Here is a 15,564-nt window from a genome sequence, read left to right as displayed (position 1 = left end):
CCGTGTTTAACTGCGGAGTGTATATTACGTTGTCATCGTTCTGACGCCCAATACGGACCCGCTATCGTTCAAGTGTTTTGCGGGCCCCCGACGCCATCACGAAGGCTCCAGCAACCGGTCCAGGCGCAGACGCTGGCGATCGTCGAACAGCCGGCGGCTGCCCCATGTCACCGCCATCAAAGCGCCCGAACCGGTGCCTATGGCAATCGTCAGCATAATCAAAATCTGGTACTTCACGGCCACTGACGGGGGACTGCCAGCGAGGATCTGCCCGGTCATCATGCCGGGCAAACTGACAATGCCGGCCGCCGCCATGGCATTGATCGACGGAATCATGCCACTGCGCATAGCCTCACGACGGATATCCCCTACTGCCTCCCGCCAGGTCTGCCCTAACATCAACCGATTCTCAATCACGCTGCGCTGCCGCCACACCGACTCGGTCAACCGGTCGAGACTCAAGGCCACACCGTTCATGGTATTGCCAAGCATCATGCCCAGCAATGGAATGGCGTATTGTGGGGCATACCAGGGCTCCGGCCCAATCACCACAATCAGAGTCAGTACCGTCACGGTGAAGGACGACAAAAACATTGCCCCGGTACCGATACCAAACGCCCAGCCGCCGGTCAGTTTGCGCTGCTGCCTGGACATCACCTCCCGGCCCGCCACCAGCAGCATCACGGTCGCCATCAACGCAATCCAACCGAAGCCGGAAACGGCAAACAGCGCTTCCAGCACCAGGCCAATCAAGGACAACTGAATCACGGTTCGGATGGCTGCAATCAACAAACCACGGGTAATGCCCAGGCGGCCCAGATGAACGAACACCGCCAACACCAGGATCATTGAGGCCGCCAGGGCCAGCTTCCACCACGCCAGGTCAATGACTTCCATTACTGCGCCTCCAGCGATGAGCCACTCAGGCGAAAATGACGCTGGGCCACCCGTTGAATCTGATCCGGTGTGTGCGCCACCCAAAGCACCGGCAGTTGGCGCTCGCGAACAGCGGCAAGCAACCAGCGCTCCATCGCCGCCACCGATTCCTGGTCCAGATTGGCCGTTGGTTCGTCAAGCAGCAGCGCCGCTGGCCTCCGCGCCATGGCACGCAACAAGGCCAAACGCTGTTTCTCCCCGGAAGAGAGCCGGCTGACCGACCACCCCATGACATCAGGCTCAAAGCCCAGCTCTGCCAGCCCGTCCATCACCGTTGCAACGGGGAAGTGATCTTCCACTCGCTCGGCCCACCACTGGCTCTCGGCCGGCACCAACATGACTTGCTGGCGCCAGAGGTGGGCTGGCGTGGCGCTTTGTTCAGTCTCGCCAAGCCAGACCCGACCGGCGTGCACGTCCAAATCCGCGATGGCGCGAAGCAAACGGCTTTTGCCGCTGCCTGACCGCCCGGACAGGCAAACCACCTCGGTCGGCGGGATCGTCAATGTGATATCGGACAATGCCCCGACCGCCACCTGCTCCAGGCGCAAGCTGCCGAAAGATTCCCTCATGATGCGGACACTCACTCCAGATCAAGGTGACGAACAGACGCCCACTATCGGCCCTAACAGACCCTGTACCGGCCCCTGCAGTGGCCAGAGCTCAGCCCATATCCACCCAGGGTATCCGATACCGGCATTCTCCTCAGGATCCACGCCGCTGCTCAGCGCCCCGAAGCATAGCCTGCAGCAGCTCGTCGGCATCAAACTTGGTGAGCGCCTCATTGGCGCCGACCTGTCGCGCGTAGCTAACACTCATTTCGCTGTTCAGTGACGTATGCAGGATGATGTAAGGTTGTTGCAGCGCAGCATTGTCTCGCATTGTGAACGCCAGTTCGTAACCATCCAGCCCGGGCATTTCAATATCACTGACCAGAATATCAATATCCTGCTGATTTCTAGCTGACGACAGCATGATGTCCAGAGCGTCACGGCCATTGGTCGTGACTTGATAGGGAATGCCTTTGCCGTCCAATACATCCGACAGCTGTTTTCGAGCCACCTGGGAGTCATCCACCAACAGAATTCGCAAGGCTTTCAGAACCTCCCGCTGAACATCCGTCAACACCACGTTTTGGGCGTCAACCGCACTCGGGTATACCAGGGACAGCAGCAATTCCACATCCAGCAGTTGAACGATGGCGCCCTCCACGTGGATGAGGCCAGTCAAAAACGCCCGATTACCCAAAGCGGCCGGCGGCGGCATGACGTTCTTCCAGTCTTCTTCCACAATCCGGTTAATACTCCGGACCGCAAAGCCAATTTCCTTGCGCTGGATGTCCGTAATTATAATCGAGCTGTTCTGCTTTTCTTCTTCGCTGAGCGGCGGGTACCCGACCGCTGCCGCCATATCGATCACCGGCACGGCCGACCCGCGAAACATTCGGGTTCCCATGACCGAAGCGTGGCTGTAAGGCAACTGGCTCAAACGCGAGTACCGCACAATCTCCCGGATTTTCAACGTGCCAATGGCAAACTGTTTCTGGCCATACAGGCCAAAGAGTAAGAGCTTTTGGGCGTGATTACTTCGGGTCGGCATGAACGTCCGCGCTCCTGTTGGTTAGACCTGGTAAGACATAATGCGGCTGCGGTGACCGGGTAAAGCCTGAAGATGTTTTATAACAGCCAATCGGCACTGGCGTCCGGCCACGGTTTCGACACCGTCAACCAGCCCCGCGCGACCGGTTGGCTGCGCCGCTCACACACCGTTGCCACGCTAGCGGGTCGGTCGGTGCATCTGGAACCGCTGGTCGGCTGACACCGCAAAATAATCCGCCGGTCCACCGCCACGCATAATCGGTTCGGCGGCGGCGGTATCATAGATGCCGTCTTTAAGCAGGTGCTGAGCGATATGCACGCCCACCACCTCGCCAAACACCATCCAGGTGTCAACCACTTGACCGTCTGCGCCTGCAAGCTGCAGCACTTGTGTCACCCTGCACTCAAAAGCCACCGGGCTTTCGGCCACGTGGGGTGCCGAGATAACCCGGGACGGTTTCGGTGTGAGTCCGGCCAGGGCAAATTCGTCAACACCGGCCGCCACCATAGCGCTGGTCTCGTTCATCGCTTGTGCAAGCGGGCGCGTCGCCAGGTTCCAGCAGAACTCGCCCGTCGCTTCAATGTTGCGGACCGAATCCTTGTAACCAACGCTGGAGAAGCCAACGATCGGTGGATGGTAGTTGAACGCGTTAAAGAAACTGTAGGGTGCGAGATTCAGCACCCCTTCTTGATCCTGAGACGAGATCCAGCCGATCGGACGAGGCGCAACCATCGCATTGAACGGGTCGTGGGCCAATCCGTGACCCTGGACGGGCTCATAAAAATAGCTACTGTCAGACATTGTGTTTCCCCAAACGCGGTGGTGGGCCAGTTCAATCGAGGCCGGTTCATCATGGCATACAGCGCCGCACGGATGTTAAAGCTTGTGTGTGAGAGGCTCTCCGGTCAGCTTCCCGCCCTCAAAGCTTACCCAAATCCGAGGCAAACAGTATAGGCAACATTAGGCAGGCTGTTGGCGGCAAGACCACCAAGATTTCAGGAAGTAAGGCAAGGGCCGCATCGCCCGCGTGGAATCCGCTCGCCGGATGGACGATAAAAATACATCTTTCGTCCTATTCCAGGGGTCCCAGCCCCTGTGGTCAACTCACCTGTTACCCCTAATTCTGCAACGGAGAATCACCATGGCCACCGCATCCGAAACCCTGCGCGACCTCAATGGCTTGGGTCATCAACCCTGCCACCTCTCGGACTCGGCACTCATTATGATCGATTGCCAAAACACCTACCGCGAGGGCGTCATGCAGCTTGAGGGCGTTGAGGAAGCGCTCGGGGAAGCCAAAAAACTGCTGGAAAAAGCCCGGGCGTCAGGGATCCCCATTTTTCACATTCGCCATGATGGCGGTGAAGGCTCCCCATACGACGTGAACGCCCGAATCGGCGCCATCACCGACGACGTCGCACCCAAAGACGGTGAACCGGTCATCACCAAAAACTACCCGAATTCATTCGTCGCCACCGACCTCCATGAACAACTGCAAGCCAAGGGCGTCAAGAACATCGTACTGGCCGGTTTCATGACCCACATGTGTGTGAACTCGACGGCCCACGGTGGCTTCAACCTGGGATACGCCCCAACCGTCGTTGCCAGCGCAACCGCAACCCGTCCACTTGAGACCGTCAAAGGTAAGGTACTGTCTGCGCAAGCGGTTCACGAAGGCGCACTGGCATCGACCCGTGATCTGTACGCCGCCGTGGTGGATTCGGTGGATGACCTGCCGCTGTAACGAATCGGTATCAGCCGCCGCACAGCTCCCTGACCCAGCCGCGCTGACGCGGCCTGGATTCTGTGTGAGTCGCTTATCTTGTTTTTAAAACGGCACAGGCCTCTGGGACATTGGGGGCGCGACAGGGCCGGATGGGCGCCTGACATCGCGCCCGTTCCGGTGCTTGTTCAAACGCCCTCAAACTGCCGTCGAATGCTTTCCACCCGCTTTCTGTTAACTCCCATATCCGAGAACCCCAGCCGGGATGCGGAGCGTACCTGGACGCACTGACGGTCTGGCTGGCAATAGAATTCCAGGTCGTCCACAAAGCCCAGCCGCTTTGACCGGCACTCGAAATACAGGTAACCCTCCGTTTCATCAATGAGCTGACTGCCTGGCTGAGCATTGACGATGCCTTTAAGCCGGCTCATGGCTTGTTGCGGAGAACCACGGTAGGCCAACGGCTTTATGTGGTGACGACGCGTTTCCGACTGGCTGCTGACACAGTTTGGCTTTGACGGACAGGCAGCAAGCTGTCGATCCCGAACCCCAATGATTGTTGGTCTCTTTCCTGCGAACATAGCACTCTCCCTTCCTTGATTGATGATCTACAACGCCAGCGCCAAGCGCTTCAGTCTTACATCCACGGTGACCACCAGAGCATCCAGCGCGGCGGCTTTCTCACGACCCTCGGCCTTGGCCCGGTATAGATGTGGCGTCATTGCCAGCAGGTCGGCAATTTGCTCCGGATGGTCAAGTGCCAGCGGGTAGCGAATCGTTTCTGTCGACAGGACCCGGAAGCCCTCCGGAGCCTCTTCGGTCGGCGCCCGGGCCACGGTAACACTGGAATAGATAATTTCGCGCAATTCCCGCAAGTGATCCGGCCCTGCATCTACCTGCACCAGCTCTCCACCCGGTTTGAGTACCCGAGCAAATTCAGCATAAACCGGAAAACCAAACAGACACAAAATCCGATCCAGTGATGCCGACTGTATGGGCAGATTCGCATTGCTGCCGACGACCCAGGCCGCATGCTGGTTCTGTTTTGCCGCTGCGAGCACCGCCCATTTAGAGATGTCCAGCCCAAGCAATGCCAGCGTTTGAGTTTCAGTGGTGGCCGCCGCCAACTGGCGCAGGTAATAGCCTTCTCCACAGCCCGCATCGAGACAGCTGAGCGTCGTATTGGCCGCCAGTTCGCTGACTATCGTTCGGCTCACGGCCTCCGCAATGGGCTGATAATACCCCGCAGCCAGAAACCGTTGGCGTGCCGCCACCATCTGTTTGCTGTCGCCCGGGGCCAGGGATTTCTTCTTCTGCACCGGTAACAGGTGGGTATAGCCCTGCCGGGCAATATCGAAACTGTGGCCGGCCTCGCAGCGCCAGACCGCACCATCGCGATAGAGAACACCGCCATCCAGAGGACAGGCCAGCGACGCAAAGGGAGAGATCGTCATAACAAAAAGTCCAAGTATCCAACGCGGTGAATGCGCTATCACGATCCACCTCGGGCCCACAGTGCGGGACGTCAGCGCAACTGAAAACAGAACCACAGGCCGCGTAAGGTAGCAAAATTGGGGGCCAGTTTACCCAGCTTTCCTTGGCCGGGGAATGTTGTTGACCAGAGCCGTCGATGTTCCGGGCCGTGCCAACTACAATAATATCGATTCGTCACCCACTTGAATAAGGATTGGACCATGAGTGAGCTCGTCAATTACCAATTCACCGATGGCATTGCCACCCTCGTAATGGACGATGGCAAAGCCAATGTCATGAGCGTCGCCATGCTGAAGGCACTCAACGGGGCCCTGAATCAAGCGGAGGCCGACCGGGCCGTGGTGATCCTGACCGGCCGTGAAAGCATTTTTTCCGGTGGTTTCGATTTGGCGGTGTTTAAGCGGGACAAAGCCGAACTGGTCGAAATGCTTGAGGCCGGCGCCCAGTTGAGCGAACGTTTGATGACATTTCCTCGCCCGGTCATAGCGGCCTGTAATGGACACGCGGTCGCCATGGGCGCCTTTCTATTGCTGAGCACCGATATTCGGATCGGGGTCGATCAGGGCGCTAAATTCCACGTCAATGAGCTGATTGTAGGACTGACCGTCCCTAAGGTGTTTGTTGAAGTGTGCCGTCAACGTCTGTCACCGGCGCATCTGACGCAAGCCGTATGCACTGCGGAACCCTATTCACCGCAGATGGCCCTGGAGGCGGGATTTTTAGACCAGCTTACTCCGGCCGACACGCTGCAAACAGAGGCCCGCTCCCGGGCCGAGCGATTGCTGAAGCTTGATGCCGCCGCCTTTCAAGCAACCAAATCCCGCGTCCGGCGCCCAGCGCTTGAGGCCATGCGACAAGCCTTTGATGAAGATTTGATTGGCTGGCAACAACAGTTTCTGGATCACTAGTGTCCAGCACCGCCATTTCCGGCGGCGCGTTAATCGGCGGCGGGTTTACGCTGGGTCACGACCAGTGCCACACCGGTGATCGACAGCGCTCCGCCACACATGGCCAGCACACCCAACCGCTCATCAAACAACACGAATGCTTCCAGCGCCGTCACCGGGGGCACCAGATAGAACAGGCTGGCAACCTGCGAGGCGGCGCCCCGGCGTATCAACAGCATTAACAGCAGGATCGCGCCAATGGACACCCCCATGACCAACCAGGCCATGGAAAGCTGCAACTGAATATCCCAGACCACATTACGGGACTCCAGGGCGAAGGCGCCGATGGCAAAGAAGGTAGCGGCGGCGCAATACTGAATAAACGCGCCGCTGAGCAATTCAATACGCTCGCCGTGGCGCTTTTGGTACACCGTGCCCACGGAAATGCCGACCAGGGACAGTGCGGCCCACCACAAAGTCCACAGCGGAAAGCCATCCACCCCGGCGGCGGTGCCCATTTTTTCCAGTAACACCAGACTCACCCCGACCAGACCGAGGGATAACCCGACCCACTGACGCCCGCCGACCGACTCGCGCAGGATCAGCATCGCCGCCAGTGCGGTCACCAGCGGCTGTAATCCCACGATCAGTGAAATCACACCAGAGGGCATACCGCCGCTGATGGCATAGTAAACCCCGCCCAGATAACAGCCGTGCACCAGGACGCCCGTGACGGCGGTATGACAGACCCCTTGCCAGGACGGCCAGGTTGCTTTCATTACCCAGACAAGAATCCCCAGCAGCACCAACGTGAACAGCATCCGGTAAAGCAGCAAAGTAAAGGGTTCAGCATAGGGCAAGCCATACTTCGCGCCGATAAAACCTGTGCTCCAGAGCCAGACAAACAAGGCCGGCACAAAATAGGTTGAGAATGCGGATCGCACGAAATACTCCCTTTGGCGTGTGTACAACAGAAAATACGGCACCGCATTTTGCAATAGGCCCGTCGAGTGACCGGTCAGGCCAGTGCCACAACGTACCGGACTACCGACGGCATCCAGACCAGGACACTGTCGTGCAGCCCGGGTGAACCCTATCGACGGCGCAGACGACAATCCAAAGACTTGGGCCGGCCATTAAACGCCAGCTTTGGCCACACCCGCGGTCGGCTCCACCCGGCGCGATCGCCAGGCGGACCAGGAATACAATGCCAGCGCCGTCCAGATCATGGCAAAGCTGGCCAGTTGAACGTGGCTCAGCGGCTCATGAAACACCAGCAAGGCTATCAAGAACTGCATGGTGGGGTTGATGTACATCAGAAAGCCCACTGTGGATAGCCGCAAGCGTCGGGCGGCACCGGCGAAGGCCAGCAGTGGCAAAGCGGTGACAACACCGCTGGTCACCAGCAACACTGTGGTGATGGTCTCCGCGCTGAAATGAGAAGCACCGGCGGCATCCAGCCAGGCCAGAGCCATCAGTCCAACCGGCAACAGCAGCAAGGTTTCGACAAACAGCCCGGACAGCCCATCCAGCGCCACCTGCTTGCGCAACAATCCGTAGGTGCCAAAGCTGAGCGCCAGCACCAGACTGATCCAGGGTGCGCTGCCCAATAGTGCCAGTTGAATCAAAATACCCACGCCCGCCAACACGACGGCGATACCCTGCAGCCGCGCCATTTGCTCCCGCAAGACCAGCATGCCGAGCGCCACATTCACCAAAGGCGTCAAAAAGTAACCAAGACTGGCTTGCAATACCTGCCGGGTTTCAACCGAGTAGATATAGATTCCCCAGTTGATTGCGATCAGTACCGCGCACCCAAGGACACGACCCAACTTTTTCGGATGTAACAGCGCCGTTTTTACCGGCAACCACCGCCGTAAAAATGTAATCACTACGGCCAGGAAAATACTCGACCAAATGATCCGGTGAATGAGTATTTCGTAGGCTGGCACGCCCTCAAACAGAGCGAAAAAAAGCGGAAAGCAGCCCCACATCGTGTAAGCGCCCAGGCCATAGGCGACGCCCTTGGCAGCTTCCGGGATAGCAGGCTTCATAGTGGTCTCGACAGTGGTTTCGCAGGCAAAGACCGGTAACGTAACACAGCGGGGAAACGAATAACCGGGACAGTTCGATCGCTTCGAACCGGTACAGATTCAACAAGACCCCGGCCAAGACACCACCGGGGCCACACTGATTTTAGAGGCCGCGACCCAGCAGTCCCAGCACACCCAAAGCAATCAGATACCCTGCCACGATGTAATTCAGCAAGCGCGGGAAAACCAGAATGCCAATGCCCGCACCCAGGCTGATTAATGGTGCCAGTTCAAGATGAAGCGTCATAGCATGTCTCTCCGTACCATAAACGATGAAATAGACGGCCAAGATGACCGCAGCCATGACCATACCAGATTCCGGTTGTGACCGGTCTGGCAAAAAACGCTAGGAGGGTGGTTCGGGGTAAACGTCCGCCACCACTCAACCAGTGATCCTGCCGTCCAGCGCGCTGGTGCGTGTGCAAAATCCAAGATTCTGATTAATCTGTTAAAAGCAGGATCAGGGACCTATTTTTTAGACGAATGAGGACGTTGTACCGACGAGATCACCATCAAGCTGAGAAGGCATGGCAATCACAGTCCGGTGTGACTTGCGATTGAATCCCTCGTTCAAGGGCCGGCGAATCCTACCGGGCGCGAATACGACGAACATTCCGAAAATTTCGGTCACCCTGGTGAAACTATAGGCCGTTTAAAGACGTACCCTCTTCAGAATACTTCATGCTCTGTTACGTCATCCCCCGTGTGCCTATGCAGCAACCGGAATATCACCACAGTGCAAAACGCGGATACCAGGACGACGTTGTGACCACGTCCGGTTCCTGAAGAGGAAAAATCAATGACACCTGTAGCGCTTACTGAAAAAGCTGTCCGCAAAGCGAGAAACCGTCTCAATGCCACTATTTCTGCTGAAAAAATGGCCGGGGTGCCTCACGCAAAAAGTACTCAAGCAATCACTGACCCAGTAATCACCCCATTTTTGATGGCCATGGAAGCCGAAGGCTATGAACCGCAGAAGAACTCAGCAGGCGCCCCACTCATTGAGCGCTGCGATGCCTGCAATAAAAGCCGCCGGTTTACATTCACAGGCGCGCCAACGGGTGAATTTAAGTTGTGCGCTGATTGCCGGAACTAAAAAGGACTATTGCGACAACCGGAACCCGTGGCCATTGCGCCTCACTTATCAGGGGGCTGCGATCTTGTAGGCAATTCTTAGTGGTCATGCTTCCACTCATCCGGTCTTTTTGAACACTCTGGAGTTGCCAAACAGCAGCGGCTCCATCAGGTCCACACGGCCATTAAGCGATCTGCCGATGGCCGTTTGTGATCAGAATGAGCGGGGATCGCTAAACATCGGGCGTGGCCAGGTGGTATCAGGGCGCGACGCATTGGCTTACCGCTCGGTTGACCCCCACTCTCCCAATCTCACCACCTTGGCCATCATCCCCGCCCAATCGATGGGCAGCCGTTTTTCGAGTTCCAGCAGATGAGGGTCGCTTGGGTGCAACGGGGCAAACGGTTGCTTGCTGCCAAAAAGGACGGTGTTATTGGTCTTGCTTTTGAACCGGAGCAATACCGCAAATTGCCCTTGCAGCTCCCGGAACAACGCACCGTTTTCATCAGGCGGCCGGTGGTAATTGATCGCCAGCCAGCCACGGGGAGACAAGGCCCGGCTGCACTGTTTAATGAATAATCGCTGGGCTTGCGCCGGACTCATTCGGTCCGAGTTGTAAAGGTCCGCCAGAATAAGGTCGGTGCTGGCCTCGGGCACTGCGGCCAGCTCCTGACGGGCATCGCCAATGGTCACGCGAATGTGGGCTGTTTCCGGCAAGCTGAAGTATTCCCGCGCCACATCCACAACGCCCTCCCTGAGTTCAATGGCGTGAACGTCGCATGTCGGGAGTAAGTGGTGCAACGCACTCGCCAACACACCTCCGCCCAAGCCAAGAACGGTCACACTCCGGGGTTCGGCAAACGCCACGGGCAGCATCATGGCGCGATTGTATTCATGCACGGGAAGGTAAGGTTTTCGGCGATCAATCTTGCTTTGCTCAAAAACAGAGTCGAAGCTAAGAACGCGATGCTTGCGGTAGTCAATGACCTGAATGGGCCCCAGGGCATCGCGACCGTGATGAATGATTTCACCGTAAAAAAAACGATTCATGTGAGCAACCTTTCCTGGCCTGTGGACCACGCCTGGAGTGCTCAGGCGCAGTCAATCCAAAGCAAGTGAGTCATGTCGGTCAGACTGAATTTTGGGCATCAAGCGTTAAGCTGTACTGACTGCCACCTCTGCGCTTGGCTTCATACATCGCCTCGTCCGCAAACCGGATCAACTGCTTGCTGTCTTCGCCATGGTCCGGGTATATGGCAATACCCAGGCTGCTCTTGACTTGGAGAGTGATACCGTCCACCACAAAAGGAGGCGAAAAGCAGTCGAGCACTTTCTTCGCGACCATAATCGCGTCTTCCCAATGGCCAATATTATCCAGCAAGACAATAAATTCATCCCCGCCCATTCGGCCAATGGTATCGGAAGCCCGCACGCAACTTCCCAGGCGGTCAGCGACTTCACACAGCAAACCATCCCCCACCGTATGACCAAAGGTATCATTCACTTCCTTGAATTTATCCAGATCCAGGAAAATAATCGCCAGTTGGGTAGCGTCTCTCTGCGCTCGCATCAGCGATGTCATCAATCGATCCTGAAACAAGGTCCGGTTCGGCAGGTTGGTGAGCTGGTCGTGCTGGGCCATGTGCGCCAACCGAGCGTTCGTTTGCTCCCGTTGAACGGATGCTGCCACTTGATTGGCAGCAAACAGCAGTAACTCCCGATCCTGCTCGGTGTAGTGCAGGTCACCGGCAAAGCACTGAATCACCAGGGCGCCAATCGTGTCATTGTCAACCGTCAGTGGCACGGCCAGAATTTCCTGGCAACACGCCTCCGACAAGCCCAGCGTTGCAAGCAGTTGGCTCGCACTGTCGCGTGTGAGCAAGATCGGTTTACCGGAACGAACAACCTCCAGGCACAGCGAACTGGGTGGCATCGCCGAGAGTGCGGAAGAGTAGCGAGCATCGAACTCGCAGTAAGGAAACATCAGGTAATTGTTCTGGCCTTCGCTCAAGGCAATCAAAAAGCTGTGAACGGGTAATATTGCCTTGATGACCTGGTGCACACCCACATAAAGTTGCGGCAGATCTGTGACCGTATGGGCGATGCGCGAAATATCATAAAGTGCGAATTTGGTCGCTTCGGCCGCTTTTCGTTTGGTCACGTCACGGGCGACAGCGATACGGACCTGTTCATGCGCCAGCCATCGGGCTGACCACATCACATGAACAACATGCCCTTCTTTGTGCAGGTACCGATTCTCATAATCGGATTCCAGACTACCGTTATTGATGTGTTCGACAACCAGCCGGGTTTTCGCCCGGTCATCCGGGTGCATAAGCTCGAACGCTGACCGGCCGATCATTTCCTCCGGCTTATATCCGAATATCCGCTCACAAGCCGCGCTGACAAACAGGAATTCCCCTTCAATATCGACGACGCACACCGCATCCAGCAGCAGATCCATCAAATAATCGTAAGGGATAACAGGCTTGTTTTTCATAACTTCGTAAATCGAGGCGTGTCCGGTTTCGCTTACTATACGATGAGTGCGGCAGGCAGGCGAGCCCAAATCCTCTGCGTGCGCCGCCGGGCGGTTTAAGCGCGCTCAACCACGGCACAATGGGCACTGTCATGACCTGCCCCGACGTACCAAGTCACCGTTCTTCTGACACTCTGTGGCCTGAAATACCCAAAACTCCTGTTGCCACCGGATCGATTTCGCACCCTGCGCTCTCCCGGAGCAAAGACCGTTTTCGCTGCATTGTTTTGAAGCACAGATGCCCATGCAACACTAACCGCCCATCCGCGGGGTTACACCGGCACGATCAAGAAAACCTCCAAGCACATGAAATAAAAGTATATTTTAAATATTTAGCCGTATAGGCACGGCGCTTGCATAGGCTTTGGTGATTCTTGATGAATGATCGTCCCGGCCAGCGTGGGCCTCGTAACACTGAATACACTCAGGACAACGGCGTCCTCACTTACCTGCAAGTCAGGGAGAGTGGGCATGCCGTTTTTTTATGTCTCGCCCGCGACCCGTGGGGTCAGTCGACCGAAGCCTGCACGGCACTGGCCTGAAACCAGTCATTAAAACGTTATCGTTGCTTGAGGAAATGCATATGTCTTATCTAGTACCTGCGGAGTTTGTCACGAAAATGGTGGACGCCGGTGAATCCAAGGTTCACATGTCGACACGGGATACCCTGATCCGGGCTTACATGGCTGGTGCCATTCTGGCACTGGCCGCCGTCTTTGCGATCACGATCGCGGTTCAAACCGGCGTCTTTCTGATCGGCGCCATTCTGTTCCCGGTCGGTTTCTGCATGCTTTACCTGATGGGCTTTGACCTCCTGACCGGGGTATTTGTCCTGACGCCCCTGGCCTTACTGGATAAGCGCCCCGGTGTCACACCCAAGGCTATATTGCGGAACTGGGGCCTGGTCTTTGTCGGTAATTTTGCCGGTGCGTTAACGGTTGCCTTCATGATGGCCTTTGTTTTCACCTACGGCTTCAACATTGAGCCAGGTGCGGTGGGTGAGAAGATCGCCGGCGTCGGTGAAGCCCGGACCCTGGGTTACGCCGAATACGGCGGTGCCGGCTGGTTCACCATCTTTATCCGCGGCATGCTGTGTAACTGGATGGTGTCGATGGGCGTCGTCGGTGCGATGATCTCAACTTCCGTGAGCGGCAAGGTAATCGCCATGTGGATGCCCATTATGCTGTTCTTCTTCATGGGCTTTGAGCACTCCGTGGTCAACATGTTCCTGTTCCCCTCTGGCATTATCATGGGTGGTAACTTTTCGGTGATGGATTACCTGGTCTGGAACGAGATTCCAACCGTGCTGGGGAACCTGGTCGGCGGTCTGGCCTTCACCGGTCTTACGCTGTACACCACCCACGTTCGCACCGCAGCCAAGCGCAAAGTAGCCAGCAGCTCTGCACAGAGCGTGTCTGCCTGATGAATTGACACCCGAACCCCAGCCAGCGCTTGTTGGCTGGGGTTTTTTGTGGGACGGAAACTATGAGCGGTCACCTGAAAGTATCCATTGGGCAGTATTCTGACAGAGGCCGCAAGGCGGTTAATCAGGACTTCCACGGCTGCTGCATCCCTACCGGCGCCCAATTGGGTCTGAAAGGGGTCGCCATTGCCATGGCAGACGGTATAAGTTCCAGTGATGTCAGCGATGTTGCCAGTGAAACCGCAGTGACAACGTTTCTGGACGACTATTTCTGCACCTCCGATGCCTGGTCGGTCAAACATTCGGTACAACGTGTTCTGACCGCCACCAATGCCTGGTTGCATTCCCAAACCCGGAGCAGCCCCTACCGTTGCAACAAAGACAAAGGCTATGTCTGCACCCTGAGCGCCCTGGTGATCAAGTCCACCACGGCGTACCTGTTTCATGTGGGTGATACACGCATCTATCGAATGCAGGGCGATGGTCTCGAACAGCTCACCCACGATCACCGGTTGTGGGTCTCCCAGGAGAAGAGTTATCTGAGTCGCGCCATGGGCGTTGATTCGCTGCTGGAACTGGATCATCAGTCGCTACCCGTCAACACCGGGGATATCTTCATCCTCGCCACCGATGGTGTCTACGAGCACATTGACGCCCACTTTATTATCAGCACGATCCACGACCACCTGGCAGACCTGGATGAAGCCGCCAGACGCATTGTTGACCGGGCCTATCAGGGCGGCAGCGATGATAACCTCAGCATTCAGATTGTCCGCGTTGACAACGTCCCCCACCAAACGTCCAACGAACTTCACCGGCAGATGGATCAGTTACCCTTCCCGCCCCTTCTGGAACCCCGGGCCCGCTTCGACGGCTATACGATTATTCGGGAAGTGCACGCCACCAGCCGCAGCCACGTCTACCTGGCGAAAGATGAAGAAACCAATACTCAGGTCATCTTGAAAACGCCGTCGATCGACCTCCGGGCCGATCAGCACTACCTTGAGCGTTTCCTGATGGAAGAATGGATTGCCAGACGGGTTAACAGCGTTCACGTGCTCAGAGCAGGATTACAGACGCGTCAGCGCAATTACCTCTATACCGCCACCGAATTCATTGAGGGGCAAACCCTGAAGCAATGGTTAAACGACAATCCCAAACCGGACCTTGAAACCGTGCGAGGCCTGATTGAGCAAGTGGCCAAAGGGCTGTATGCACTGCATCGGATGGAAATACTGCATCAGGACCTCAAGCCTGACAACCTCATGATCGATACCGCTGGCACGGTCAAAATTATCGACTTTGGTTCGGCCCGGGTCGCGGGTCTGGTGGAGGCCGCCACTGGCGATGAGACAGCGGATATTCCGGGCACCGCCCTCTATATGGCCCCAGAATATTTTATGGGCGAGTTCGGGTCATCGCGTTCGGACCTGTACTCATTGGGCGTTCTCACTTACCACATGCTATCCGGTCGATTCCCCTACGATACCCAGGTGGCGAAAGCCCGAACCGCGGCAGCCCAAAGACGTCTGACCTACCGTTCGGTACTGGACGAGGAACGGGAAATCCCGGCCTGGATGGATGAAACGCTCAAACAGGCCGTCCACCCCAACCCGGAAAAACGCTATCAGGAATTGTCGGAGTTCATCTTTGACCTGCGCCAACCCAATCAGACGTTCCTCAATAAAACCCGTTCGCCGCTGCTGGAGCGGAACCCGGTTGCCGTTTGGCAAGGTATCTCGACTATCCTGGCCGGGATCATCCTGATTTTGCTCATTCAGTGATACCGGCGCCCGGC

The 15,564-nt window shown here is 56.8% G+C and carries 17 protein-coding genes; 6 read left to right on the top strand and 11 right to left on the bottom strand.

Annotation, left to right across the window (positions count from 1 at the left end; genetic code table 11):
• Positions 1-96: 96 nt before the first annotated feature.
• The 4 genes from GRX64_RS13040 to GRX64_RS13025 form a co-directional block, all read right to left on the bottom strand.
• The gene (locus tag GRX64_RS13040) at positions 97-897 is read right to left on the bottom strand and encodes an ABC transporter permease (RefSeq protein ID WP_166267919.1); all 801 of its coding nucleotides are present in this window, start codon (positions 895-897) and stop codon (positions 97-99) included.
• Entirely contained in the window at positions 897-1,505 is a 609-nt protein-coding gene (locus GRX64_RS13035) for an ABC transporter ATP-binding protein (protein WP_166267917.1), read from the bottom strand. Before GRX64_RS13035 ends, GRX64_RS13040 begins: the two co-directional genes overlap by 1 nt.
• A gap of 133 nt (positions 1,506-1,638) precedes the next feature.
• Positions 1,639-2,532 (bottom strand): chemotaxis protein, encoded by an 894-nt coding sequence (locus GRX64_RS13030; RefSeq protein ID WP_166267915.1) that lies wholly within the window; start codon positions 2,530-2,532, stop codon positions 1,639-1,641.
• Between the two features lie 177 nt (positions 2,533-2,709).
• Positions 2,710-3,333, bottom strand: coding sequence for a flavin reductase family protein (locus GRX64_RS13025; RefSeq protein ID WP_166267913.1), 624 nt, complete (start codon positions 3,331-3,333; stop codon positions 2,710-2,712).
• 340 nt (positions 3,334-3,673) lie between these two features.
• On the opposite strand from GRX64_RS13025, the gene GRX64_RS13020 reads away from it, so the two are divergent.
• Complete coding sequence (locus GRX64_RS13020) at positions 3,674-4,276, top strand: cysteine hydrolase family protein (RefSeq protein WP_166267911.1); 603 nt, start codon at positions 3,674-3,676, stop codon at positions 4,274-4,276.
• Between the two features lie 167 nt (positions 4,277-4,443).
• Here the strand turns inward: GRX64_RS13020 and GRX64_RS13015 are convergent, their stop codons facing one another.
• Both GRX64_RS13015 and GRX64_RS13010 read right to left on the bottom strand, forming a co-directional pair.
• A complete protein-coding gene (locus GRX64_RS13015; RefSeq protein WP_166267909.1) occupies positions 4,444-4,836 on the bottom strand; it encodes a DUF1499 domain-containing protein in 393 nt (130 codons plus the stop codon).
• Between the two features lie 27 nt (positions 4,837-4,863).
• Positions 4,864-5,709, bottom strand: coding sequence for a putative RNA methyltransferase (locus GRX64_RS13010; RefSeq protein WP_166267907.1), 846 nt, complete (start codon positions 5,707-5,709; stop codon positions 4,864-4,866).
• Between the two features lie 240 nt (positions 5,710-5,949).
• Between GRX64_RS13010 and GRX64_RS13005 the strand changes: the two genes are divergently transcribed.
• Positions 5,950-6,657 carry a crotonase/enoyl-CoA hydratase family protein gene (locus GRX64_RS13005; protein ID WP_166267905.1) on the top strand — a complete coding sequence of 236 codons (708 nt, stop codon included), beginning with the start codon at positions 5,950-5,952 and terminating at the stop codon, positions 6,655-6,657.
• Positions 6,658-6,686: 29 nt separating this feature from the next.
• On the opposite strand, the gene GRX64_RS13000 is transcribed toward GRX64_RS13005, so the two are convergent.
• The 3 genes from GRX64_RS13000 to GRX64_RS12990 form a co-directional block, all read right to left on the bottom strand.
• Complete coding sequence (locus GRX64_RS13000; protein WP_166267903.1) at positions 6,687-7,580, bottom strand: DMT family transporter; 894 nt, start codon at positions 7,578-7,580, stop codon at positions 6,687-6,689.
• A gap of 192 nt (positions 7,581-7,772) precedes the next feature.
• Complete coding sequence (rarD, locus tag GRX64_RS12995; protein WP_166267901.1) at positions 7,773-8,690, bottom strand: EamA family transporter RarD; 918 nt, start codon at positions 8,688-8,690, stop codon at positions 7,773-7,775.
• A 142-nt stretch (positions 8,691-8,832) separates the two neighbouring features.
• The gene (locus tag GRX64_RS12990; RefSeq protein ID WP_166267899.1) at positions 8,833-8,976 is read right to left on the bottom strand and encodes a DUF3096 domain-containing protein; all 144 of its coding nucleotides are present in this window, start codon (positions 8,974-8,976) and stop codon (positions 8,833-8,835) included.
• 552 nt (positions 8,977-9,528) lie between these two features.
• On the opposite strand from GRX64_RS12990, the gene GRX64_RS12985 reads away from it, so the two are divergent.
• A complete protein-coding gene (locus tag GRX64_RS12985; protein WP_166267897.1) occupies positions 9,529-9,825 on the top strand; it encodes a hypothetical protein in 297 nt (98 codons plus the stop codon).
• Positions 9,826-10,083: 258 nt separating this feature from the next.
• Here the strand turns inward: GRX64_RS12985 and GRX64_RS12980 are convergent, their stop codons facing one another.
• Together GRX64_RS12980 and GRX64_RS12975 are read right to left on the bottom strand one after the other, a co-directional pair.
• Positions 10,084-10,854 (bottom strand): spermidine synthase, encoded by a 771-nt coding sequence (locus tag GRX64_RS12980; protein ID WP_166267895.1) that lies wholly within the window; start codon positions 10,852-10,854, stop codon positions 10,084-10,086.
• 79 nt (positions 10,855-10,933) lie between these two features.
• Positions 10,934-12,304, bottom strand: a complete 1,371-nt coding sequence (locus GRX64_RS12975; RefSeq protein ID WP_166267893.1) for a diguanylate cyclase domain-containing protein — start codon at positions 12,302-12,304, stop codon at positions 10,934-10,936.
• A 416-nt stretch (positions 12,305-12,720) separates the two neighbouring features.
• Between GRX64_RS12975 and GRX64_RS12970 the strand changes: the two genes are divergently transcribed.
• The 3 genes from GRX64_RS12970 (at position 12,721) to GRX64_RS12960 (ending at position 15,550) form a co-directional block, all read left to right on the top strand.
• On the top strand, positions 12,721-12,885 hold the full coding sequence (locus tag GRX64_RS12970; RefSeq protein ID WP_166267892.1) for a hypothetical protein: 165 nt from the start codon (positions 12,721-12,723) through the stop codon (positions 12,883-12,885).
• Positions 12,886-12,926: 41 nt separating this feature from the next.
• A complete protein-coding gene (locus GRX64_RS12965; RefSeq protein ID WP_166267890.1) occupies positions 12,927-13,766 on the top strand; it encodes a formate/nitrite transporter family protein in 840 nt (279 codons plus the stop codon).
• A 62-nt stretch (positions 13,767-13,828) separates the two neighbouring features.
• Complete coding sequence (locus GRX64_RS12960) at positions 13,829-15,550, top strand: bifunctional protein-serine/threonine kinase/phosphatase (protein ID WP_166267888.1); 1,722 nt, start codon at positions 13,829-13,831, stop codon at positions 15,548-15,550.
• Positions 15,551-15,564 lie beyond the last annotated feature (14 nt).

This window comes from Marinobacter caseinilyticus (assembly GCF_011074955.1).
In the GTDB taxonomy this organism is placed as follows: domain Bacteria; phylum Pseudomonadota; class Gammaproteobacteria; order Pseudomonadales; family Oleiphilaceae; genus Marinobacter; species Marinobacter caseinilyticus.
This window is presented reverse-complemented; position numbering and strand designations above follow the sequence as displayed.